The 20,086-nt window shown below is 73.0% G+C and carries 18 protein-coding genes and 1 pseudogene; 7 read left to right on the top strand and 12 right to left on the bottom strand.

What is annotated here, in order from left to right; all coding sequences use genetic code 11:
• Positions 1-111: 111 nt before the first annotated feature.
• The 4 genes from ACZ7CH_RS31800 to ACZ7CH_RS31785 all read right to left on the bottom strand — a co-directional run bounded on the left by ACZ7CH_RS31800 (position 112) and on the right by ACZ7CH_RS31785 (position 4,661).
• Entirely contained in the window at positions 112-1,491 is a 1,380-nt protein-coding gene (locus ACZ7CH_RS31800; RefSeq protein ID WP_470375626.1) for a GMC family oxidoreductase, read from the bottom strand.
• A gap of 165 nt (positions 1,492-1,656) precedes the next feature.
• Complete coding sequence (locus ACZ7CH_RS31795; RefSeq protein WP_470375625.1) at positions 1,657-2,448, bottom strand: TIGR02452 family protein; 792 nt, start codon at positions 2,446-2,448, stop codon at positions 1,657-1,659.
• 46 nt (positions 2,449-2,494) lie between these two features.
• Entirely contained in the window at positions 2,495-3,484 is a 990-nt protein-coding gene (locus ACZ7CH_RS31790) for a hypothetical protein (RefSeq protein ID WP_470375624.1), read from the bottom strand.
• Entirely contained in the window at positions 3,393-4,661 is a 1,269-nt protein-coding gene (locus ACZ7CH_RS31785; RefSeq protein ID WP_470375623.1) for a glycosyltransferase 87 family protein, read from the bottom strand. Before ACZ7CH_RS31785 ends, ACZ7CH_RS31790 begins: the two co-directional genes overlap by 92 nt.
• Before the next feature lie 169 nt (positions 4,662-4,830).
• Here ACZ7CH_RS31785 and ACZ7CH_RS31780 point away from each other — a divergent pair, with 169 nt between their 5' ends.
• Positions 4,831-5,667 (top strand): DUF4082 domain-containing protein, encoded by an 837-nt coding sequence (locus ACZ7CH_RS31780; protein WP_470375622.1) that lies wholly within the window; start codon positions 4,831-4,833, stop codon positions 5,665-5,667.
• Positions 5,668-5,765: 98 nt separating this feature from the next.
• Here ACZ7CH_RS31780 and ACZ7CH_RS31775 read toward each other — a convergent pair.
• Positions 5,766-7,301 (bottom strand): annotated as a pseudogene (locus tag ACZ7CH_RS31775) (ABC-F family ATP-binding cassette domain-containing protein); the annotation flags it as partial.
• A gap of 334 nt (positions 7,302-7,635) precedes the next feature.
• On the opposite strand from ACZ7CH_RS31775, the gene ACZ7CH_RS31770 reads away from it, so the two are divergent.
• Positions 7,636-8,664: a sensor histidine kinase gene (locus tag ACZ7CH_RS31770; protein WP_470375621.1), complete on the top strand. Its 1,029-nt coding sequence runs from the start codon at positions 7,636-7,638 to the stop codon at positions 8,662-8,664.
• 34 nt (positions 8,665-8,698) lie between these two features.
• On the opposite strand, the gene ACZ7CH_RS31765 is transcribed toward ACZ7CH_RS31770, so the two are convergent.
• The 7 genes from ACZ7CH_RS31765 to ACZ7CH_RS31735 form a co-directional block, all read right to left on the bottom strand.
• Complete coding sequence (locus ACZ7CH_RS31765) at positions 8,699-10,237, bottom strand: helix-turn-helix domain-containing protein (protein WP_360400699.1); 1,539 nt, start codon at positions 10,235-10,237, stop codon at positions 8,699-8,701.
• Complete coding sequence (locus tag ACZ7CH_RS31760) at positions 10,234-11,295, bottom strand: DUF917 domain-containing protein (protein WP_470375620.1); 1,062 nt, start codon at positions 11,293-11,295, stop codon at positions 10,234-10,236. The genes ACZ7CH_RS31765 and ACZ7CH_RS31760 overlap by 4 nt, the downstream gene beginning before the upstream one ends.
• A gap of 63 nt (positions 11,296-11,358) precedes the next feature.
• Positions 11,359-12,429 carry a DUF917 domain-containing protein gene (locus ACZ7CH_RS31755; RefSeq protein WP_470371303.1) on the bottom strand — a complete coding sequence of 357 codons (1,071 nt, stop codon included), beginning with the start codon at positions 12,427-12,429 and terminating at the stop codon, positions 11,359-11,361.
• Positions 12,422-13,990 carry a hydantoinase/oxoprolinase N-terminal domain-containing protein gene (locus ACZ7CH_RS31750; RefSeq protein WP_470375619.1) on the bottom strand — a complete coding sequence of 523 codons (1,569 nt, stop codon included), beginning with the start codon at positions 13,988-13,990 and terminating at the stop codon, positions 12,422-12,424. The genes ACZ7CH_RS31755 and ACZ7CH_RS31750 overlap by 8 nt, the downstream gene beginning before the upstream one ends.
• 11 nt (positions 13,991-14,001) lie before the next feature.
• A complete protein-coding gene (locus tag ACZ7CH_RS31745; RefSeq protein ID WP_360400688.1) occupies positions 14,002-15,318 on the bottom strand; it encodes a purine-cytosine permease family protein in 1,317 nt (438 codons plus the stop codon).
• Positions 15,319-15,430: 112 nt separating this feature from the next.
• A complete protein-coding gene (locus ACZ7CH_RS31740) occupies positions 15,431-16,063 on the bottom strand; it encodes a hypothetical protein (RefSeq protein ID WP_360400685.1) in 633 nt (210 codons plus the stop codon).
• 145 nt (positions 16,064-16,208) lie between these two features.
• The gene (locus ACZ7CH_RS31735) at positions 16,209-16,676 is read right to left on the bottom strand and encodes a hypothetical protein (protein WP_470375618.1); all 468 of its coding nucleotides are present in this window, start codon (positions 16,674-16,676) and stop codon (positions 16,209-16,211) included.
• 57 nt (positions 16,677-16,733) lie between these two features.
• Here ACZ7CH_RS31735 and ACZ7CH_RS31730 point away from each other — a divergent pair, with 57 nt between their 5' ends.
• The 5 genes from ACZ7CH_RS31730 to ACZ7CH_RS31710 are packed head-to-tail and all read left to right on the top strand — an operon-like array spanning position 16,734 to position 20,044.
• Positions 16,734-17,177, top strand: a complete 444-nt coding sequence (locus tag ACZ7CH_RS31730; RefSeq protein WP_360400679.1) for a YbaB/EbfC family nucleoid-associated protein — start codon at positions 16,734-16,736, stop codon at positions 17,175-17,177.
• On the top strand, positions 17,174-17,482 hold the full coding sequence (locus ACZ7CH_RS31725) for a type VII secretion target (RefSeq protein WP_360400676.1): 309 nt from the start codon (positions 17,174-17,176) through the stop codon (positions 17,480-17,482). Before ACZ7CH_RS31730 ends, ACZ7CH_RS31725 begins: the two co-directional genes overlap by 4 nt.
• Positions 17,479-18,798, top strand: coding sequence for a WXG100 family type VII secretion target (locus tag ACZ7CH_RS31720; protein WP_470375617.1), 1,320 nt, complete (start codon positions 17,479-17,481; stop codon positions 18,796-18,798). The genes ACZ7CH_RS31725 and ACZ7CH_RS31720 overlap by 4 nt, the downstream gene beginning before the upstream one ends.
• On the top strand, positions 18,795-19,727 hold the full coding sequence (locus ACZ7CH_RS31715; RefSeq protein WP_470375616.1) for a DUF6346 domain-containing protein: 933 nt from the start codon (positions 18,795-18,797) through the stop codon (positions 19,725-19,727). The genes ACZ7CH_RS31720 and ACZ7CH_RS31715 overlap by 4 nt, the downstream gene beginning before the upstream one ends.
• Entirely contained in the window at positions 19,724-20,044 is a 321-nt protein-coding gene (locus tag ACZ7CH_RS31710; protein ID WP_470375615.1) for a DUF6346 domain-containing protein, read from the top strand. Before ACZ7CH_RS31715 ends, ACZ7CH_RS31710 begins: the two co-directional genes overlap by 4 nt.
• The last annotated feature ends 42 nt before the right edge of the window (positions 20,045-20,086 follow it).

Below are 20,086 nucleotides of genomic sequence, written 5' to 3'. Positions count from 1 at the left end.
CGACCGGGAGCGGATCACCACCGGTGCCGTCCCGACAACGGCGCCGGTGCCGAGGTGTGGCCGGGTACGGCCTGGCTGTGCCCACGCCCGGCCACACCGAAGCGACCGGCCTCAGCCGGTCGCGCGCACCGCCCGTTCGTCCTCCCACCGCCGCGCCACGAGCACCGCCGCCCGCTCGGCGACCGCCAGCACGGACGCGCTCGGGGGTGCGGCGACGACCGTCGGCATGACGGAGGCGTCCACGACCCGCAGCCCGCCGGTCCCGTACACGCGCAGCTGCGGGTCGACGACCGCGCCGATCGCGCACGTCCCGGCGAAGTGCAGGAACGTCCCGGTCGCCCGCCGCACGTACGCCCGCAGCTCCTCATCGGACGTGACGCCCGCACCGGGCAGGTGCTCGCCGATCCGCCACCGGGACAACGCGGCCGCCTCGCCCACCTCCCTGGCCCGCCGCAGCCCCGTCACCATGAGGTCGAGGTCGCGCGGGTCGCGGTAGTGGCCGGGGTCGACCAGCGGCACCTCGTGCGGATCGGCGGTCGCGAGCCGCACCGAACCCCGGCTGTGCGGGCGCTGCAACGAGAACATGACCGAGAAGCCGTTGTCCGGCTTGCCGTGCGGCAACGCGAAGTGCGTGAACACCAGCCGCAGGTCAGGGTCCGCGACGGGGTCGCTGCGCAGCAGCACCTGCGGTGTGTCCGGCACCCGCCCGTCGTCGGCGGAGACGCGCGACGTGAACGTGACGTGGCCGAAGGGGTGGTCCTGGAGGTTCTCCCCGACGCCGGGCAGGTCGCGCACGACGTCGATCCCCAGCTCCCGCAACCGGTTCGCCGGTCCGACACCGGACAGCAGCAGCAACTGCGCCGACCCGACCGCACCGGCGGCGAGCAGGACCTCGCGCGAGGCGAACGCGATGCGCGGGCGGCCGTCGACCACGTGCTCGACGCCGGTGCAGCGCCGTCCGGCGAAGAGCAGCTGCCGGGCGCGGGCACCGGTGAGGACGGTGAGGTTGGGGCGGCGCAGCGGTTTCAGGTAGGCGGCGAACGGGCTCTGCGGGGTGAAGCCGACGAGGTTCACCTCGGTGCGCGCCACACCTTCCGCGACCCGGCCGTTGCCGTCGGCGGTGAACGGCGCACCGACCTCTTCCGCCGCGCGGTAGCAGGCGTCGTAGAACGAGCCGGGCTCGGCCATCGGCGCCGGTGACACGACCACCGGGCCACCGCGGCCGCGCCACCGCGGGTCCATGCCCGCGGCGTGCTCGGCGCGTTTGAGGTGTGGCAGCAGGGTCTGGAAGTTCCAGCCGGTGGCACCGGCCGCCTCCCACGCGTCGTAGCTGGAGCGGTGCGCGCGGACGTGGGCCGTGGGCGTGTCCGGGGTGTCGTGGTGGCCGGCTTCGAGCAGCAGGACCGTGTGCGCCGGGTTCTCCGACAGGCGCGCGGCCAGCACGCAGCCCGCCGTGCCACCGCCGACGACGACGAAGTCGTAGTCGCTCATCGCCGCGCTCCTCGGCCGGAAACGGGCATGGCGAACAGGGCCAACAGCGTGGCTGGCATCGGTGCTCCCTGGGGTTCGTCGACCGGCCGGCTGGCGGCCCGACGCCACCCACACGGACAGCGGGCCGCGGCGGTTCAACAGAACCCCGGAAATTTTTCCGGGAGGTCAGCTCCCGGCGAACACCCCGGTGAACGCCCTCAGCGCGGGGCTGTCCCGCTGCCGGTCGAACACCGCGAACACCACCTCGTCGAAGAAGCGGCACTCCCCCAGCGCGTCGTGGAACGCCCGTGCCACGGTCGCCGGGTCGTTGGCGAACACACCGCAGCCCCACGCGCCCAGGACGAGCCGCCGGTGGCCGTGGGCGGCCGCGACGTGCAGCACCCGGACCGCGCGCCGGCGCAGCTGCCCGGGAACGGCCGGCGCGCGTTCGGGCTGCGTGCGCAGGATCGCGCCCAGGTTCGGCGCGGCCGCGGTGAGGAACGACACCGGGTACGGCCGCGGCAGGAACTCACCGCGGTCGTCGCGGAACACCGGCACGCCCGGCGAGTGGATGACCCGGTCGCTGTAGGACAGGTCGTCGTGCGCGCGGTGGTGGGCGTAGAAGTCGCCGGCCGCCAGCAGGCACGGGTACAGCGCCGACGCCCTCGCGACGCTCTCCTCCTGGGCCTGCGCGCCGTTCAGGAAACCACCGCCGGGGTTGCGGGCGGAGGCGAACACCAGCGCCGCGACGTCCCCGCCCAGCCGCCGGGTCGCCACCAGCGTCGACTCGGCGGTGACCTCGACGCGCGGCGGACCGCCCTGCTCGGGCAGCGGCACGACGTCTTCGGGGACGTACAACCGCGTTCCGCTGACCGCCGGGGCGACGTCGACCGGCACGGTTCCCGCCGCGGTGCGGTAAGAACCGCTCTGCGCGATGGCCACGGTCTCGTGGGCGATCGCTCTCAGCCTTGTGCTCATGATGAGCCGATTGTGGCCGCACGGTTTCCGCGCGGCCAAGCGAGTTTCAGCCGGTGCGCGCGTAGTGCTCGGCGACCGCGGCGAACGCCGCCTTGGGTTCCCACGACCCGTCCTCGCGGACCTTCACGATGCCCGGGCTCGCCATGTCGAGGTCGCGCCGCGGGTCACCGGGGCGGTGCGGGAAGTCGTTGAGCGCGAACAGGTACACGAACGCGCTGTCGACCCGTTCCGCCTCGAGGACCGCCAGCACCTCGCGCAGGTACCGCGCCTGTTCGTCCTCGTCGCGCTCGTAACCGGCCCTGATCCCCACCGGCCGCCCGTCCCGGTCGTGCTCGACGATCTCCATGCTGCGCGGCGCGACCGCACCCGACCCGCGCCACGCCGTCGTGCCGAACCCGGTGATCGCGACCGGTTTCCCCTGCGCCACAACGGACCGGATGCCCTCGGCGTACCGGTCGGCGACCTCGGCCGAGCGGATCAGCTCCAGTGACACGACGTCGAACAGGTTCCAGTCGACCCGTTCGAACGGGATGGCCGCGTAGGTGACCCGCCCGTGGAACACCTCGCGCACCCTCGTCACCGCGTCCGCCAGGAACTCGTTCAGCCGGGTGGCCGCCTCCGCCATCCGCGCGGGGTTCCCCAGCAGCTGCCCGACGCGGTCAAGGACGTCGTCACCGGGGGTGAACCCGCGGTTCATGATGCTCAGCTCGACACCGGTCACGAACACGACCTCGGCGCCGTCCGCGCGCACCCGTTCCGCCCGCTCGGCGCAGTCGGCGAGCAACGCGGTGAGCTGCTGCGCCGTCAGCTCCAGCGGGTACGGCGAGAACCAGACCTCCAGTCCCAGCTCGGCCGCCCACCGGGCAGCCCGCTCCAGCCGGTCCGGGTCGCCGCCGACCAGGTGCACGGCGGTGCAGTGCAGCTCGTCGCGGATGACCCGCAGGTCACGCCGCACCGCCTCCGGGTCGAACACCGGCAACGAGTTCTCCCCCTTCAGCACGAACCCCGTGCTGTACGCGATTCCCCTGCCCCGCATGGCCGTTCTCCTCCGCGTCGGTCGACGCCGCCGAGGGTAGCCGCCATTCTTGCGTGTGCGCAAGTTTGCGTGTTCGCATGAAACACCAGCCGAGGAAGGCCAGCCCGAGCCACACGTAGGCGTTGCCGGCGAGGTGCTGCCACCACGTCCACCGCAGCTCGCGATCGGCCTCCTTGGGCAGCCACCAGTGCACGCCGGCCGCGAAGAGCAGCACGACCGCGACGCGCACCCGGCCGTGCAGCAGCGGGACCGCGAGCGCGACCCACGCCCAGTGGTGCGACCAGGACACCGGCGAGACCAGCAGGCCGGTGACGGCGACCGCCACCACGGCGGTCAGGTCGTCCCGCAACCGCGGCAGCACGAGCAGCAGCACCGCGACCACCGCCGCGCACAGCACGACCCACAGCGACTCCGGTGCCTGCGCCCGCACCAGCAGCCCGCGCAGCGACTGGTTCGCCGTGTACGCGAGGCCGCCGACGCGCTGCGGGTCGAGCACGGCGTCGAACCAGAACCGCCGCGACTCCCCCGGCGCCAGCACCCAGCCGACAGCGGCGCAGCCCGCGAACGCCGCCACGGCGGTCGCCACCGCGCGCCACCGCCCGCGGCACAGGAAGAACAGCACGAAGACCGCCGGCGTCAGCTTCACCGCGGCGGCGAGCCCGACCAGCAGCCCGCGCGGCCACGGGGTGCGCGGCAGCAGGCAGTCCAGGGCGACCAGGCCCAGCAGCACGAGGTTGACCTGCCCGAGGTCGAGCCCGCCGCGCACCGGTTCCAGCAGCAGGCACGCCGCCGCCAGCCCGAACCCGGCCCGCGGCACGGTGCCCGGCGCGGCCGCCCGGCTCACCGCGACCTGGCACGCGAGCGTGAACAGCACGATCCCGGCCGCCGCCCACGCCACCGCGGCGACCACGAGCGGCAGCGGTGCCAGCAGGCCGAAGAGAGCGGCGGCGAACGGCGGGTAGGTGAACGGCAACCCCCGCGGGCCGGGGAAGTCCGGTCCGTAGAGGCCCTCGCCCGACCACAGCGCCTCCCCGCCCGCGAGGTACACCCGCAGGTCCAGCGAACCGCCGTGGGGAACGCGTGCCGCCACCCACACCAGCACCCCGGTCGCGACCGCCGCCCACACCCAGCGGAGGTCGATCCGCACCACCCACCGGGGAACCACCTGATCCAGCACCGCCCGCGCCCTCCCGCCGTCCGACGTGGACGAGCGTGCCGATCACCGGCACCCGGCCGGATCGGTCGGCGGGCCGGGAAAAGTCGTGCTTTCAGACGGCAACCCGAGCGGGGGTCGGCCGTTCGGCCGAGGCAGGGGCCGTCCGCCGCTGGTGCGACACTTGCGCACCATGAAGCGATTAGCCGCACTCCTGCCGGCCCTGCTCCTGCTCCAGGCGGCGCCCGCCCTCGCGGCGGACACCCCGTACGCGATGATCCACTCGCCGAGCACGGGCACCTCGGTACCGCTCAACACCCCGCTGGTGCTCGCCGGTGGCGCGGTCAACGGCGAGTCCGGCGGCGTCACCACCGTCGAGTTCTCCTCCGACGGGGTCAACTGGACCTCGCTCGACGCGCGCACCGAGACGTGGTCGACGGTGCTGTTCCCGAGCGTTCCCGGCCCGGTCACGATCTGGGCGCGCGCCCGCACCGCCTCGGCGCTCGGCGCGGTCACCGCCTCGACCACCATCCACGTCGGCGGCAGCACCACCCCGCCGCTGCACGGCGACACCAAGCTGGTCCTGCCGCCGCAGCCGAGCCACCCGGCCGAGCTCGACCCCGACCTCGCCGCCGTCGAGCTCGGCCTGCGCACCCGGTTCGACCGCGCGGGCTCCGTCCCGGCCGTCGTCCTGCGCCGGGGCGGCTACACCGGTCCCGTGACCGCACGGGTCTGGGGACCGGACGGCACGCTGCTCGCGCAGCAGGCCGCGCCCGGTGCCGCGCACTCGCAGCGGATCACCTTCGCCACCCCGGTCCCGGTGCAGCCGGGCGTCGACTACGTCGTCTCCTACTACACACCGGCCGGCGGGTACGTCGCCTCCGAGAGCTACTTCCTCGGCGGCGTGGCGAACGCGCCGTTCTACGCCGGGGTGGAGGCCGGGGTCTACCGCTACGGCGAGGGCGGCGGCTTCCCCACCGAGACGTGGAACGCGAGCAACTACTGGATCGAGCCGATCTTCCGGCCGTGAGCGCAGGCGCCGGTCGCCCGGCGGTGCCGCACCTCGTCGGTACCGCCGGTCAGGTCGAGCAGGCGCACCAGCGCCTCCTCGGACCGCAGCCGTTCGTCGAGGCGGGCGCCGTCCCAGCGCTGACGCAGCAACCGGTCGTGCGATGCCACGACCACCGCGCCGGGGTAGTCCGCGAGCGCCGCCTCCAGCTCCTCCACCAGCGCGGGCGACAGGTGGTTCGTCGGCTCGTCGAGCAGCAGCACGTCCCACTCGGCCCGCAGGAGCCGCGCCAGCGCGAGCCTCCGCCGTTGCCCCACCGACAGCGCGCCCACCGGGGTCGCGAAGTCGTCCTCCCGGAACAACCCCAGAGCCGCCAGCTCGCCGGCGTCACCGCCGAAGGCCGCCAGCACCGGCTGTCGTGGTTGTGCGACAACGGTTTCCTGCGGGAGGTAGCCGACCGCACCGTGCCTCTCGACCGTGCCGCTGTCCGGTCGCAGCACCCCGGCGAGCACGTCGAGCAACGTCGACTTGCCCGCACCGTTCGGCCCGGTCACCAGCAGCCGCTGCCCCGCGTCGACGGTCAGCTCCGCCAGCGCCAGCCGCTCGCCGACCACCACGTCCCGCAGCTCCAGCACCGCGCCCTCGCGCACCGCCGCGTCGAGCGGAGCGTTGAGGTGCAACGGGTCCGGTGGCCTCGGCACGGGTGCGGCGCGCAACCGCTCCAGCCGTTCGGAGGCGCTGCGCACCCGCGTCCGGACGGACGCCTGCACCCGCCGCCCGTCGCCGTTGTACTTGCACTTGTTGTGGTCGGGGATCGGGCGGCCGGGCGCGACCCGGTGCGCTGTCGTGCCACGCCACCGCGTCCAGTGGCCGACCTCGCCCGTCCACTCCGCGTACGCCTGCTCCCACCGCTGCCGCGCGGCCCTGCGTTCGGCGAGGTAGCCCGCGTACCCGGCGCCGTAGCGGGCGGTGGTCCGCCGGTCGCCGTCGACCTCGACGATCGTGGTGGCCACCCGTTCCAGCAGCAGCCGGTCGTGCGTCACCACGACCACCGTGCCGCGGTGGGCCAGCAGCCGTTTCTCCAGCCACCGCAACGCTTCCCCGTCGAGGTGGTTGGTCGGCTCGTCCAGCAGCAACAGCTCCGGTTCCGCCGACAGCACTCCCGCGAGCGCGAGCCGGGCCCGTTGCCCGCCGGACACCGCGCCTAGCTCGCGGTCCCGGCCGATCCCGCCGACCCCGAGCGCCGACATGGCCGCCTCGACCCGCGCGTCGGCCGTGTACCCGCCGCGCAGCTCGAACGCCGTGAGCAGGTCGCCGTACTCCGCGAGCCGCTGCTCCCGCGCCGCGACCGCGATCCGCCGTTCCAGCGACCGGAGGTCGGCCAGCGCGGAGTCGACGGCGTCGCCCACGGTCGCGCCGGGCGGCAGGTCGAGCACCTGCCCGAGGTGCCCGACGCCCTGCGCCACCACGGTGACCTCGCCGTCGTCCGGGGTGTCCACCCCGGCGGCCAGCCGCAGCAACGTCGACTTGCCCGAACCGTTCTCTCCGACGACGCCGACCCGCTCGCCCGGCCTGACCGTGAGCGAAACGTCGTCGAACACCCGCCGGTGGGCGAAGCTCTTGCTGATCTTCTTCAGCGTCAACTGACCTGACATGACACCACCCACTACCGAGAGGAGGAAGTTCGGATGCACGGATGTGGTGTCAGAAGATCATGTGGTCAAGGCTCCCATACGGTGTACGAGAGCGCAACCGCACACCGGTCCTCGTACCCGGCGAGCCGGTTTCGTCCGTGGCGCTCGGCCGGTCGTTCCTGTGGACAGCGCTGTTCGGCAGGCCATGACGCGAGTCCACACAGGACCTCGAACCGCCTGCCGGACAACGGTGTCCGGCAGGCGGAAACCGGACCGGTCGCCACCTGCGAAAGTAGGGTCCACAGCCTGCTGACGTAGGTGATCCGGACCACTTCCGCGCAGTATCGTCAGGGAGGTGAAAGCCGCCGGCGACCTGGCACTGGTGCTGCTCGTCGCAGCCCTGGGCACGTGGCGCGAGCTGACCGCGCCCGCACACCTGGTGGCCGCCCCGACCGCCGCCTACCTGGCGGTGCACCTGCTCGCCGCCGCCGCGCTGTGGTGGCGCCGTTCCCGCCCGCTGACCTCGGCCACGGCGGTCGGGCTGCTCTGCCTGCTCGCCCCGAGCTACGCCGCGTTCCCGGTCGCCGTCACGGCCGCCGCCCAGCCCCGCCGCCGCTGGGTCGCCGCCACGCTGCCCGCGGCGTGGGCGCTCGGCGCCTGGTCACCGGACCCCACCACCCCGGCCCTGCTCGTGATCGCCGCCCTCACCGGCCTGCACCAGGGCACCCAGCACCGCCTCAGCCAGGCCCAGGCCGCTCAGGCCCTGCTGCTCGAACAGGCCCGCGCCGACGAACGCACCCGCCTGGCCTCCGAGATGCACGACGTCGTCACCCACCGCCTGAAGCTGGTGGTCCTGCACGCCGGTGCCCTCCGCATGGCCGCGCGGACCGACGCCGTGCGCAGGGCCGCCGACGACCTGCGCACCGCGGGCCTGAAGGCCCTCGACGAGCTGCGCGACCTGGTCGGCGTCCTGCGCGCGGGCCGCACCGCCCGCATCCCGGACGTCCTGCCCGACGAGCTGTCCAGCCTCGTCGCCGCCACCGGCCTCACCGTCACCCTGACCGAGCACGGCGACGCCGACACCGTCTCCCCCGCCGTCCGCCGCACGATGTACCGCGTCGTCCAGGAGTCCCTGACCAACGTCCACAAGCACGCGCCCGGCGCCGAGACCGCCATCACCGTCCACTGTGGACCGAACAGTGTCCGCGCCGTCATCCGCAACACCCCGCCCGCGACCGCCCCCGGTCCTCTGCCGACACCGGGCACCGGCCTGCTCGGCCTGCGCGGCCGCGTGGAGATGGTCGGTGGCACCCTGACCGCCGGCCCGACGTCGGACGGCGGCTACGAGGTGGACGCCGTGCTGCCCGCGTTCGTCCCGACCTAGCTTCACCGGCATCTGCCGGTGCCGTGGACGAGGGCTAGAGCTCGTCGGACGCGCGGGCCGCCCGGCAGGCCAAGTGCACGGCCAGTCGTTCGTCGGCGTTCAGCAGGCTCACCCCGAGCAGCTGCTCCGCCCGGTTGATCCGCTGCGACACGGTGTTGCGGTGCACCTTCAGCCGCACCGCGGCCGACGACGTCACGGACTCCTCGTCGAGGTACACGGCGAGGGTCCGCAGCAGCTGCCCGTCCTCCACCCCCACCAGCGGTTCCAGCAGCCGGGTCGCCTGCTCGACCAGCGCCGGCGTCTCGGCCGCCATCGACAGCAGCCGCCGCACGCCGAGCTCGTCGATGTGCACGACCTTCGCCGTGCCGGTCATCGCCGCCGCCTCACGCGCCTCCGCGAGCGTCCGCCCGACACCGGCCGCCCCCGGGTGCGGCCGGCCGATGCCCGCCACCAACCGGCTCGGGCCGAGCGCGGCGGCGATCCGCGCGGTCAGCTCGCGGTGCTGCGACTGCGGTGGCTCCGAGTCGTTGGTGAGCCAGAACGACCAGCCCTCCGCACCCTCGACGAGCTGGCCGTGCAGGCCGCGGCGGGACAGCTCGACGCGCAACCGTTCGGTGTGGCCGGGGTCGTGCACACCGGGCACCGGCGGGGGCGCCACCACGTGGACGCCGGTGTGCCAGCCGTCGAGCCGCCACCCCGCGAGCACCGCCTGCTGCACCAGCAGCGGCGGCACGTGGTCACCGGCCGCGAGCAGCTCCGACAGCAGCGAGCCGCGGGAGCGGGCCCTGCGTTCGGTCTCCAGCCGTTCGGCGGCGACCCAGCTGCCCAGCGCCCAGGACGCGACCTGGCTGATCTGCAGCACCGTCTGCGCCCAGCGCCGGTTGCGTCCGCCGGCGTGCACGACGAGCCACAGGTGCACGTGACCGGTGCGGTCGGTCTCCACCGGCACGGCGGCGGCGAAGCCCTCGGCCAGCTCCACGGTCGTCGCGACCGAGCCCACCAGCACGTCGGCGGGCAGGCCCGGTGGGGCCAGGCCCTCGATCGCGGTGCCGTCGGCGCTGATCACCGCGCACGTCACGTGCAGCTCGCCGGACAGGATGGTGACGACCGACCGCGGGTCGGGGCGGGACCGGCCCAGCCGCGCGGTGACGGCGACGAGCAACCGGGCCGCGACCACCTCGGGATGGCGGACCGCGGTGCGCAGCGCGTCGGCCACCAGCAGCGGATCGGCGGCACCGGTCTGCAGCAGCGGCACGCCGAGCCGGTTCGCGAACGACAGCGTCGCGGCGGACGGCGGCTGGTGGGTGCCGGAGACCGGCCGCACCAGCACGACGGCCCGCACGTCCGCGCTGTAGGCCCTGCGCAGCGCCACCTCGACGAGGTACGGCTGGTTCCCGGTCAGGATCACCACGTCACCGGCGGCGCACGCCTCCACCGCGGTCAGGTCCGCCGCCAGCCGCACGTCACCGACCTCGACGTCGAGCCCGCGTCCACCGGCGAGCAGAGAGGCGTCGTCGAGCACGCCGATGTCGAGCAGGTCCCGCACGGTCAGCGCGTCGGCGTCGTCGATCACCGGGCGGCCCCGAAGGGCACGTAGTCGAGGTCGTAGCCGAACGCCCGCGGTTCCACCCGGCCGAGCACGTCGCCGTGCAGCCACTGCGCCGGTGATGGGAGCGCTACCACGTCGACCACGGCGCCGAACGTGAGCCGCTCCGCCGACACCGGCGTGCCCGACTCGGCGTCGAGGCAGCAGAGCAGGTCGGGCGTCGTCACGAGGGTCTCGCCGTCGGCCAGCGCGGCCAGGTACTCGCCCTGCATCTCCAGGCGCACGTAGGCGTCGTCGTCGTCCAGCAGCCGCAGCGCCGCCGTCCCGCGCGGGAAGTCACCGCTCGACTCGCGCCAGACCTCGACGACCTTCCCCCGTGCCACCAGGAACCCGCCCGACTCCGCGGCCCTGTCGGCGACGGGTGCGGTCCGGCGCGACCAGATCTCCCCCAGCCGCAACGCCCGCATCAGCGAGCCCGTCACGCCCGCGCCGAGCGCGTCCCCGAGCCGCAACGGCTTCGCCACCATCATCGCCCAGCCGCCGAAGTCGACCATGACCGTGCGCGCGAGCTTCTCGATGCCGGTCGCGTCGAGCACGGCCCGGTTGCCGCCGGGTTCGGTGATGGCCAGCGGGGTCGTGGGCAGCCCGGCCGCGTCGTAGGTCGTCTGGTCGATCCGTGGGAACGCTCTCCCCATCCCGTCCACGTCGACGTACGGCAGGCCCAGCCGCGCGGCCAGGATGAGCGGCAGCAGGCCGTTGCACCCGCCGACCTCCCACCCGATCACGGCGGTCACGGCCGTGTCGTCGTGGCCCCGCAACGCCTTGAGCGCCTCCTGCGCCTCCCGGCCGGACGGCAGCTTCTCGATCACCACCGACGGCGCACCGATCAGCCCGACCCGCGCGCCGTGTCCGTCCGGGTCCGCCTCCTCCGGCGACAGGACGGTGACCGGGCCGCTCTCCCGCAGCTGCTGGCGCAACATGGCCGCGAAGGCGTGCGTCTCGCGTTCCCCGCCGCCCCCACCGCTGCCGAGCACGACCACGCCCAGCGCGAGCCGGTCGACCTCGTCGGGCTGGAGCAGGTGCATGCGCGGAACAGTAGTGCCGCGCCGTGCGGGCGAGAAGCTCCCGCGACGGCGCGTCCGGGGCGGTCAGGCCGGTCCGAGCGGCTCGTACCCGTGCGGGTAGCCGAACGCCGACGGGCCCACCAGCGCAAGCCCCTCCGGCGTCCGCCAGCGCGGGTGGCACGGCGCTCCCACGACGACCACGCGCTGCCCGTACCGCAGCCGCTCGCCGGGGACCGGTTCGCCGTCGGCCTCCAGCACGCAGATCAGGTCGGGCACGGACGCCACCACCACGTCGTCGAGGGTGGCCACGAGGTGCTCGTTCTGGAACGCGAGGCGGCAGCGCGACCCGTCGTGCGCGCCGGACCCCTCCAGCAGCGCCTCGCCCCTGGCGAAGCCGGGGTCGTTCTCCCGCAGCACGCCGGCCACCTTGCCGGTGAACAGCACCCGCCCGCCGAGGTGGTCCGCCACGGCCGCGCACGGGTCGGCGTGGTCGCGCCGCGCCTGCTCGACGAGCCGCCCGAGCCGGGCCGCGCGGGTCAGCGTGCGCGGGATGACGGTGCCGCGGGCCTGCGCACCGGACATCGGGAAGCTGCACAGGACCGCCGTGCAGCCCATCCTGACCGCCGCCGAGCGCGCGAGCCGTTCCGCCCAGTGGTTGTCGAGCACGTCGAGGACGACCGAGTTGCCCTTCTCGTCCGCGACCGCGAGCGGCTTGGCCGGCACGCCGTCGAGCGTGCACACCACCATCTGCACCATCGGGAACGCGCGGCCCATGCAGTCCGCGTCCAGCACCGGCAGCCCGAGCGCGGCGGCGACCGGGAACGGCGCCAGCGAGTTCATCCCGCCGACCTCGATCGGCAGCACGTGCGTGATCGGGCGGCCCAGCTCCCGTTGCAGGGTCCGGAAAGCCGTCACCGCCTCGGTGCCGGAGGGCAGCTTCTCGACCATCACGGTCGGGGCGCCGATCATGCCGATGCCGGCCACCAGCGCGTCGTCGGGCACCTCGTGCGGCTCGACCGCGAGCACCGGCCCGTGCTCCCGCAGCGCCTGTTCCGCCACGAGCCGCCCGATGTAGGGGTCGCCACCGCCGCCCGCGCCCAGGATCGCCGCGCCACGGGCGAGGTACCGCAGCTCCTCGACTCCGATCTCACGCACGGGCCCTCCTCGGCAGGCCCTCCAGCACGAGATCGCCCACGGCCCGCGCGCGCACTCTGCTCGCGTTGCCCGGCAGGTAGGCCAACGGGATCTCCTCGACCTCCACGATCCGCACGGTGTCCGCCTTCGCGCCCGCGGCCACCGCCTTGTCCACGGCCTCCTGCCTGGCCGCGTCGAGCACGTCGCCGCGCCGTGCCGGGTCGATCGTGAACACGCGGTCCACCTCGCCGCCGACCTGCGCGATCGCCGCGCCGATGGCGTTGGCGAACCCGTGGTGCTCCGGCCGGACGAGCTCGCTGACACCGGCGAGCTCTTCCGGCACCAGGACGCTGCCGCCCCCGACCAGCACGACCGGCACCGGCGTCGGGCTCGCGCGCATCCGGTCGACCAGCCCGGTGATGCGCTCGCCGGCGTGGCCGAGCACCGCGGTCACCAGCGAGCGGTCCAGGTGGCGCACGAGCGAGGCGTCGCCGATGTCCGCGCGCCCGGCGGCGACGGCGACGTCCGTGGCCGTCAGCGTGTCCCCGCCGAACACCAGGGCCTTCTGCGCCAACCGGAATCCGACGCTGTCCGGTCCGACGAGGACGCCGTCGCGTTCCCGCACGACGCTGCCGCCGCCGAGGCCGACCGACAGCACGTCGGGCATCCGGAAGTTCGTGCGCACCCCGCTGATCTGCACCTGGGAGGAGGCCTCGCGCGGGAAACCGTTGTGCAGCACGCCGACGTCGGTCGTGGTACCGCCGACGTCGACCACCACGCACTCGTCCAGCCCGGACAGGAACGCGCCGCCGCGCATCGAGTTCGTCGGCCCGGAGGAGAAGGTGGCGACCGGGTAGCAGCGTGCGTGCTCCAGGTCCATCAGCGTGCCGTCGTTCTGGCTGAGGAAGAGCGGCGCGTCGATGCCCTGTGCCGCCAACGACTCCACGAGCCCGTCGGCGATCTGCGCGGCGAGCTCGCGCAGCGCGGCGTTGATGATCGTCGCGTTCTCCCGCTCCAGCAGGCCGAGCCGGCCGAGCTCGTGGGAGAAGCTGACCACCAGGTCCGGCACCTCGGCGGTGAGGACCTCCGCCGCCTGGCGTTCGAGGTCGCCGTCGACGAGCGAGAACACCGAGGAGATCGCGACCGACCGCACGCCCTTCGCGGCGATGTCGGCGGCCACCGCGCGCAGCTCGTCGTGGTCGAGCGGCGAGATCAGCCGGCCGTCGTACTCGTACCCGCCGTGGCACAGGTAGGCGTGCCCGCCGATCACCCGCCGCAGCCGGTCCGGCCAGTCGACGAACGGCGGAAGTGCTTTCGTGGCGGGAAGTCCGAGCCGCACGGCCGCGGTCTGCGCGAGGCCCCTGCCCTCGACGACGGCGTTGACGAAGTGCGTGGTGCCGATCATGACCGCCCGCACGGCCGCGGGTTCGAACGCGCACGCCGACCGCAGCCCGCCGACCGCGGCGACGATGCCGGTGGTGACGTCGGCGGTCGTGGTTCTCTTGCACTCGGCCAGGACGCGGCGTCCGTCAACGAGAACGGCATCGGTGTTCGTGCCGCCGACGTCGATACCGATGTGCATGTACGAACCCCTCAGACAGCGGTCGCTTCCCCGGCCACCCTACGGTTCGTGGCACGCCTGCACCGCATGCGCAGCAGGTCCAACCGGCCAGCTGAGACGTAGAGCGCGAACGCGAGCAGGAGCGCGTTCACACTGGGCTGGCCGAACGGGACGAGCTCGCCGACGACGGCGGAGGCGGGCCAGATGACCACGGTCGCGGGCACCCACGACGGCGCCGACCTGGGCACGCGCGGCCGGGTGGAGATGATCTCGTTGCGCCACCGCCGCACCACGTAGTACTCGGCGATCATGATCCCGGCGACCGGCGGGAACACCACGCCGAGCAGCACCAGGAAGTGCGTGAACTGGTGCAGGATTCCCGCTGCGGCCAGGAAGCTGCCCGCGCAGCCGGCCACGACGGTCACCTGCGCCCGGCTGATCCGCCGGTCGAACACCGCGTCGAAGAAGTTGCCGAGCCCGAGCGAGGCGGAGCGGAGGTTCCAGTCGTTGACCTTCAGCACCACCGCGACGACGACCAGCACGCCGACCCAGCCGCCCGACCGGCTGACCGCGCCCATGACGTCGGTGGTGCCGAGCCCGTGCGCGAGGAGCACGCCCGCGCACCCGGCGACCCACTGCCCGGCCGTGACGCCGAGGACGGTCTGCTTCACCACGTCCGCCGTGGACCGGTTGAACCTGGTGGTGTCCGGCGCGATCGCGGCACCGAGGACGAAGCTGCCGACGACCAGCGTGACCGCGGTCGGCAGGCCGATCCCCGGTCCCGGCGCCGGTGCCGCCACCGCCGCGGGGACGTCGGCGACGTTCGCGTGCACGACCCAGAAGACGAGGAGGAGATAGGCGGGCACGGTCAGGTAGGCCGTCCACGCCCTCCACCGCACGCCGAAAGCGGCGATGACGGTGACCGCCAGCCCGAACACCAACGACCACACCGGCGCCGGCAGTCCCGCGACCCCGGCGAGCGCCACCCCGGCGAGCCCCGTCTGCACCCCGAACCACCCGGTGGCGGCGAGTGCGACGACCAGCCCGAGCACGGCCGACCCGGCGTGCCCGAACCCGGTCCAGCGGCTGAGGACCGCCGTGGGAAGCCCTTCGCGTTGCCCGATCACGCCGACCGCGATCGCGAGGACGTTGAGCAGCACGGCGCCGATCGTCAGCGCGAGGAACGCGTCCCAGAACTCCATGCCGAACCCGAGGGTCGCGCCCAGCAGCAACTGGCTCAGCGCGGAAGTCTGCCCGAAGCGCTGGGTCGCGACCGACAACCACGGGTGCCGTGCCTGGTCAGGGACACGGGTGAGGGTCTGGTCGTCATGTCCGAGAAGAGCGGCCATGATCGTCCCTCCGCCCTGTGATCGACAACTCGGACAGTAATGGCGGAGTCACGATCGAGCTACAGACAATCTGCACAGTCGGCCGAACCATCACGTTGCGATCCGCACAGCCCTAATTCATGGCGAGCCCGATGCGCCTGCGCGCCACCAGCCGCGTGTGGTGCACGTCCGCGCTCACCGCGAGCCCCGGCCGCCGTTCGAACCGGTCGTAGCTGCGGGAAAGCAGCCAGTGCGCCGCTTCCGGTGGAATCGCCTGGAGCCGCACCTGCTCCTCCACCCGCGCCAGCGTCTCCTGCACCTGCCGCGTCAGGAACGCGTGCCGCGTGAGGCTCCCGCTGATTTCGTCGATCATGAAAACCATGGCGTGCGGCTCGTCGTCATAGGCATAGGTGCACATCAGTGCGAGATAGCCCGCGTCGATCGAGCGGTCCCCGATCCAGCACTCCCCGAACACGAGCCGCCCGAGGTCCCACGGCGGCCGTTCCTGCTCCCGCGCCGCCTCCCGCGCCCACGCCCCGACCCGTCCCGGCACCAGGTGCCCCAGCGCCGTGAGCAACGCCCCGCTGCGCCGGCTGGGCAGGTCGGCCAGGTGCCGGACGACGACCTCCCAGAACTGCTCGTCGTGCGCCACCGCCCCCACCGCGGCACTGACCCGCAGCTCGACCTCCAACGGGTCCGTGAGCTGCGGCAACGGCCGTCCGGCGGCCACCACCGCCTGCTGCACCGGGTTCAGCCTCGTCCGCACGGCCGGAGGTTAGCCCGATCGGCGCAACAGCACGCCGTTGTTGCTCCCCGGCGCCCCCTGGTTCACCACATCGTGATCACCGCGCGCAGCCCGTCGACCAGCACGTCCCCCGGAACCTCGAACCGCACCCCGCCCTGCGCGCCGATCACCACCACGACCGGTTCCGCGACCGCGTCGGCGACCACCGCCAGCTCGACCCCGCTGAACCGCTGCCAGTGCGGCGGCCAGTCCGGCGGCACCGCCTTCTCCGACGCGAACGCGTCGATGACGTTCCGCGCATCACCACGTGCTCCCGCGCCCTGCGCGCCGGGTCCGCGGGCAGCACCAGCTCGGCGGCCAGCACCGCGTCGACCAGCTCCCGCTTCTCCGCCCGCCCGTGCTGCACGAGGTACATCAACGACTCCAGGTCGTTGTCGAAGACCAGCTCCTTCGCCCGGTACCGCGGGTTCGGCACGTACTGCCCGGTGATCTCCCCGCGTTCGTCGACGAGGTAGCGCCCGACCACCGCCTCGGCCACGACCCGGTCGTACGCGGGATCCACCACGTGCAACCAGTTGTTGGGCACGAGCCGCGCCCGTTCCCGCATCTCCCTCGTCACCAGCGGCATGAACATGCACGCATTGTGCCGAACCGTGCGCGGAGAGTCGTGAGGAATGAGAACATCCGAACCGTGACCGACCCGTACGAGTACCTCGCGTCCTTCGAACAGCGCCTCGCCCAGGCCCAGGAACAGGCCACCGCGATCCAGACCGCGTTCCGCGACTCCCGCACCGAAGCCCACAGCCCCGACGGCTCGGTCGCCGTCACCGTCGGCTCCGGTGGCCGCATCGAGTCCCTGCACCTCACCCCGCGCGCCGACGACCTCGGCCACACCACCCTGGCCCGCACCATCATGGACACCATCCGCCGCGCCCAGGTCGAAGCCGCCCGCAAGATCGAGACCACCCTCCAGCCCGTCCTCGGCGACGGCGAGGGCATGGCCTTCCTGCGCGAACAGATCGACCGGGGCATCGCCGTGATCGACCCGGCGGGCACCGTCTCCGAACCACCCGGCCGCCCTGCCCCGCCGCAGGGCGACGACGACGACTTCGGCGGGAACTCGGTGCTGCGATGACCGGAGGATTCGCCGCCCGGTCCGATGCGATCGCCGCGCACGGCAAGCAGTTGGTCAACGCCGTCGCGCCGTCGCTGCAGGAGGTCGTGACGGCCTCCCAGACCAGTCTCGGCCCGAACGTGATGGGCGAGCTCTGCCAGGCCTACGCGTTCATCTTCAACGACGAGCTGGACAAGGCGAAGCAGCTGGTCGGCCTGCTGCCCGCCGTCGTGGAGGCGACCGGCGACCAGCTCGGCAAGACCGCGGAGCTCTACCAGAACACCGACACCGGCAACGCAGGCTCGTTGGAAGGGCTGCACCAGTGAGCGAACCGCTGATCGCGAAGGTCCAGGACGACACGAAGGGGCTCACCGGGGCAGGCCCGTTCGACTCCCTCGAGGACGTGGCGCGCGACGTCGTCCTGCCGTTCCAGGAGGGGAAGGGCCTGGACCCGACGGCACTCGGCATCGACGCCGCCGCGGCCGTGATGGACGTGGCCGGCCTCATGGCCGACCCGCTGGGCACCCTGGCCGCGTCGGTCGTCGGCTGGATCATCGAGAACGTCGACTTCGTCCGCGAGCCGTTCGACAAGCTGGCAGGTGACCCACCCGCCATCGAGGCCGCCGCGACCACCTGGGAGAACATCGCCAAGCGCCTCGGCGAGGAGAGGGACGGGTACCAGACCCAGCTCTCCTCCCTCAGTGGCTGGACCGGTCCCGCCGCGGACACCTACCGGATGCGCTGCTCCGTGCTCATCGGCAGCCTCCACCAGACGTCCGAAGCGGCAGCGGCGGTGGCGAACAAGATCAAGGTCGCGGGCGTCTGCGTGGCCGCGACGAGGACCCTGGTCCGCGACCTGATCGCCGAGCTCGCCGGCACCCTCCTGGCCTGGGGCATTCCCGCCGCCGCGGCAGCCGTTCCCACCGCGGGCGCCTCGGTCGCCGCCTTCATCACCCGCGCGGTGACGAAGGCGATCTCCATCGGCACCAAGATCATGAAGTTCCTGACGAAGCTGTTCAAGGCGCTCGACAAGCTCGGCGGACTCGCCAAGGCCGCCGGCGACGTCATGCGCAAGAAGGCCGACGAGCTGGCCGCCCTCGGCAAGTCGATGCCGAACTCGCCCTTTGGCAACCAACGCGCCGGGGAACTCGCGCACGACGCCGCGACGCGGACCTCCCGCGCCGACGGCCTCGACGAGCTCGGCGACAACCTGACCGACGCCGGCACCCGGATTCGCGAGTCCGCCGACAACGCCATGACCAGGGTGGACGACTGGGCGCAGCGCACCAGCCAGAAGGTCGACGACTGGGCAGCCCGCGTGAAGGAGAACGGTCCCAGCCGCAAGCAGGCGATCAAGGACTACTACGAGCGAATGAACCAGCCACCCCTGAGCACACGCCGTGACGACCTGCCCGACCCGCGGACAGCGGTGCAGAACGCGGGTGACCGCATCGACGCACCGCTCAGCAAGGGCCTGCTCGACGGCCAGAACTGGGTCCGCGCCGTTTCGAGCCGCGACATCAGCCACCTCATGCCGAACTGGGGCGACCTGATCGCTCCCACCAAGGAAGGCATGAAGGAGCACAACAACATGTTCGTCGCCGACGACAAGCAGAAGTGGGATGAGAAGGACCGCAGGTGACGAAGTACCGCAAACGCAGCTTCGCCCTCGCGTGGCTCGTCTTCTGCCTTTACGGCGCGGCGTTCCTCGGCAGCTACTGGGCTGACGCGAGCGACGAGGGCAAAGCGGTCGCAACAGCGGACGACATCCAGTGCTCCCGCAACTGGTTCCTGCTCGGCACCCGCTGGAGCTGCTCGGCGACCGTGACCGACGCGGACGGCGCGCAGTACCGCTTCACCAGCGACTCGTCCCTGCTGACCCCGGCGGACATCGGCACCGAGGTCGCGATGGAGAAGTTCACCTCGAAGAAGTCGCCACCGACCTTCACCACCGCACGGGCCGAGTTCGCCCCGATGCCGTGGAACCTCGTCGGCACGCTGGCCTTCATCGCCCTCGGCATCGCCGGCCTCGTCGTGCTGTGGCCACGTGACCGCCTCGGCTGGCCGAAGACCCGCGAGGCACGTCTCGCTGAAGCCCGCCGCCTCCGCGCGCAATGGCCGAAGAACCTCGCTATCGGCGCGCTGGGGCTCTACGGCGCGTTCTTCGTGCACGGCGTCTTCGTCGCCTCGCACATCGACGACAACGGCATCGTCGCCCTTCCCACCGACGGCACCGGCGTCGTCCAGTCCTGCGGCCGCGACTGGCGCTACCTCGGCGCGGTTCGGCGCTGCACCGTCGACGTCACCTCGAAGACCGGTGCCAGGACCACGGAGTCGATCACCTGGTTCACTCCCGGTGACCGCGGTGAGCAAAAGCCGGTGACGCTGGTGGACGGCGCCTGGGAAGCCGTCGGCCAGCCCTACGAGAACCGGTTCGCCAAGGCGTTCACGGTGCTCCTGCTCCTCGTCGGCACGGTGGTCGCCAAGCCGCTGACCAACCTCCAGATGGCCCGGCGCCTGGAGAACACCGCCCCCGGACGCGACGCGCTGAACCAGAGATTCCTCTCATGACCAAACGAATCGCCCTCGCCGCCGTCCTGTGGGTCGTCGCCCTCTACACCGCCCAAGCCGCCACCCTGTTCTTCGACGGAGCTCCCGGCTCTGGCGGCCCCGCCATGGGCCACACCGAGGACGTCAGCTGCAAGCGGAACTGGTGGGCTTTCGGCCTCCTCTGGTCCTGCACCGCGACCATCGTCGCCGACGACGGCGAACGCCACCCCTACCGCACCGACAACTCGGCGATCACAGCCGCCGACATCGGCACCCAGGTCCCCATGACCCGCCGCGACGTCTCCAGTTCGAGGTCCTCCCGGCCCACCCCCACCTGAGCGCCTGCCGAGCGGGTGGAACCCGACAAGGTCCTGCGGATC

The sequence above is a fragment of the Lentzea sp. NPDC037011 genome, assembly GCF_055607425.1.
The sequence above is the reverse complement of the archived record's forward strand: the minus strand, read 5'-3'. Positions and strand labels throughout refer to the sequence as shown.

What these genes read in the sequence shown, in the direction of transcription:
- ACZ7CH_RS31750 (WP_470375619.1), bottom strand. Translation starts at nt 13,990, where the DNA reads ATGCACATCGGTATCGACGTCGGCGGCACGAACACCGATGCCGTTCTC.
- ACZ7CH_RS31735 (WP_470375618.1), bottom strand. Translation starts at nt 16,676, where the DNA reads ATGTTCATGCCGCTGGTGACGAGGGAGATGCGGGAACGGGCGCGGCTC.
- ACZ7CH_RS31710 (WP_470375615.1), top strand. Translation starts at nt 19,724, where the DNA reads ATGACCAAACGAATCGCCCTCGCCGCCGTCCTGTGGGTCGTCGCCCTC.
- ACZ7CH_RS31760 (WP_470375620.1), bottom strand. Translation starts at nt 11,295, where the DNA reads ATGCACCTGCTCCAGCCCGACGAGGTCGACCGGCTCGCGCTGGGCGTG.
- ACZ7CH_RS31795 (WP_470375625.1), bottom strand. Translation starts at nt 2,448, where the DNA reads ATGAGCACAAGGCTGAGAGCGATCGCCCACGAGACCGTGGCCATCGCG.
- ACZ7CH_RS31790 (WP_470375624.1), bottom strand. Translation starts at nt 3,484, where the DNA reads ATGCGGGGCAGGGGAATCGCGTACAGCACGGGGTTCGTGCTGAAGGGG.
- ACZ7CH_RS31780 (WP_470375622.1), top strand. Translation starts at nt 4,831, where the DNA reads ATGAAGCGATTAGCCGCACTCCTGCCGGCCCTGCTCCTGCTCCAGGCG.
- ACZ7CH_RS31725 (WP_360400676.1), top strand. Translation starts at nt 17,174, where the DNA reads ATGACCGGAGGATTCGCCGCCCGGTCCGATGCGATCGCCGCGCACGGC.
- ACZ7CH_RS31800 (WP_470375626.1), bottom strand. Translation starts at nt 1,491, where the DNA reads ATGAGCGACTACGACTTCGTCGTCGTCGGCGGTGGCACGGCGGGCTGC.
- ACZ7CH_RS31745 (WP_360400688.1), bottom strand. Translation starts at nt 15,318, where the DNA reads ATGGCCGCTCTTCTCGGACATGACGACCAGACCCTCACCCGTGTCCCT.